The following is a 2,344-nucleotide window of genomic DNA, read 5'->3' as shown; positions in this document are numbered from 1 at the left end:
GAAGCTACCGTTTTGCATGGTCACGTAGGTGACACCGCCGTCCGTGGAGTAGGAGGTGAAGAATTGATTGTCCACTCGTCCCAGCTTCAGGTAGAGATTGTCGCCCGGGGTCACCGGGTCGTAGCTGCGGGCTCCCCAGTTGCCTTCGTCTGCAACCACGCGGGAGTACTGGGTCACCCAGTCGCTGCCTGACATATGCGCACCCGCGGACGCCAGCGGCGATGTGGCTCCGCTCGCTGTGTCGCACTCGCACATCATCAGGCCCACCGGGAACTGGTTGCCGTCAAGGGGAGCACCCACGGACTTCAGCTTGGCGCTCAGCTGGAAGTCTCCGGTCACTTCCTGCGAGGCAAAGTAGAAGGACATGGCATAGCCAAAGTACTCGAACTTGCCGTCGCTGGCGGTGAGGGTGATGCTGGTTGCGTCCTGGGCGTCGATGTTGCCGCTGGCGGTCTCGCCAGTGAAGTTAGCGGGATCGCCCAGAAGCAATCCCTCGCCAGTCCACAGGCTCGGCTCGGGTTCCGGCTCCCCTGCAGGGCAGAGTTCGTCATTGGGCTGCTCCGGCATGGGGTCCCAGCCTTCGCCGCTGTTCCAGCCGGCGAAGATCTGCGCCCGGGAGCAGAAGCGCTCGGCCACTTCCGCTTCGCTCAGCAGATAGCAGGTGTCGCCGCCACTACAGCGAGTGGAGAGGTCCAGCGGGCTGCCCGTGAGGTCCATGCTGCCGTACTCGCGCCAGCCGGCATCGGCAGTGGCGATGGCCGGGTTGGGGGTCCGGTCCGGATGCCAGCCGATATCGGCCACGTGGGTGTCCATCATGGTGTTGATAAAGGCGATGTTGTCGTAGTAGCTGCTGCTGCCGCCACTGCGCGCCAGGTAGTGGGTGCCATCGCCCACGCCTTCCTCGCGGGTCAGGGTGGAGTTCAGGAACACGAAGCCCGGCGAGCTTTCAGCGGTACGCGCCTGGAGCACATAGCCACCCTGGCCGCCGTCGGTGCGGGCCATAGTGCGGATCTCGCTGTTTTCGAACACCGCTGCCTGAGCCGTGCCCCAGATGAAGTCCACGTTGCCGGCTACCAGGCTGTTGTAGAACCAGCTCCACCCCTTCAACAGCAGCGTGTCCTGCTCGCTGATGAATACGGCATTGTCGGCGATGAAGCGGCCTGCGTCGTTGTTGAAGTAGATGGTTTCCGCCTGGCCTCCCTCGCCGATCAGGGTGGTGTTGATCAGGGCGAGATCCTTGAGGGTGAGCATGTCGGAGCTCTCCGCCAGGAAGATAGGCCGTGTGCTGGTGCCGGGATTGAGCGCGTTGTTGTTGCTGTAGCGGATCACCGTCGCCCCGGAGCCTGCGCCCTGCAGGGTGACGTTGTGCTTGCCGCTCAGGAACAGCACCTCGCGGTAGTCGCCCGCGTTGATGGTGATGGTGGCGGGGTCGTTCGCGGCCACATTCTCCATCACATGGTTCAGTGCTCCCTGCACCGTGCGGAAATCCGCTGCGCCGTCGTCGTCCACCGTTACGTCGGCACCGCTGGGGGCGGCGGCGCGGGTGGTGAAGCTCCAGCCGGCGTCTTTGCCCAGGCCGACGAAGTCGGTTCCGTTCAACTGTATGCCGGGCTCCAAAAAGGTGCTGCTGATGGCCACGTAGTACTCAACGCCGTAGTCCAGTGCGCCGGTGTGGGGCGAGATGGTCAGGGTGTTGCCGTCTATCTCGAACGGATTGACGTTGAGGGTGCGCGTACTGCTCTGCCCTTCGTAGCCGAGGGTGTCCATCTCGCCGCCGGCGCGGAGGGCGTCCACCTCGGTGTCGTCATCGGCGCGGAAAATGCGCACCGAGCCGACTTCGGCGAGGGTGGGAGCACCGTCGAAGGTGATGCTGAGGCGGGCATCTTCGTACTCGCCGGTGTTGCCCGGAATCGGGCTGACCCGGGTGCTCAGGTCGCCGTAGGTGGCGGTGGGCATATTGAAGGCTTTGGCCACGCTGACTTCGATGGCCTTCTGCAGGCTGGAATCGGAGTCGCTGGTAAAGGTGATGGTGGCGTCGCCCTCGGCCAGCGGAGTCAGGGTCACTGTGTTGTCGGTGACATCCACGGAGACTGCTGCCTCATTGCTGGACTCGACGGTAAAGGTGTCGGCAGTGACGCCGTCGCTCTTTATCGCGGTGACGTTCACTTCCAGCGCCGGATCGCCAGCGGTGGTAACCCAGGTGGATTCCGCGTAGTCCAGGGTGAGCTGCACCGGTTTGAGGTTGGGGTCGCCCACCTTCACATAATCCACCTCGAAGGAGCGGTTGTAGGTGAAGAAACCGATGCGGCCGGCGGTCTGGTAGAGACTGTCGGGGTCGGTAAAG

At 63.7% G+C, this 2,344-nt stretch carries 1 protein-coding gene; it reads right to left on the bottom strand.

Annotated elements, in window-relative coordinates:
- Positions 1-2,344: pectinesterase family protein (locus tag FHS09_RS22405; protein ID WP_183464117.1), on the bottom strand; the 2,344-nt coding region annotated here is incomplete at both ends.

This window comes from Microbulbifer rhizosphaerae, assembly GCF_014191725.1.
GTDB lineage: Bacteria > Pseudomonadota > Gammaproteobacteria > Pseudomonadales > Cellvibrionaceae > Microbulbifer > Microbulbifer rhizosphaerae.
This window is presented reverse-complemented; position numbering and strand designations above follow the sequence as displayed.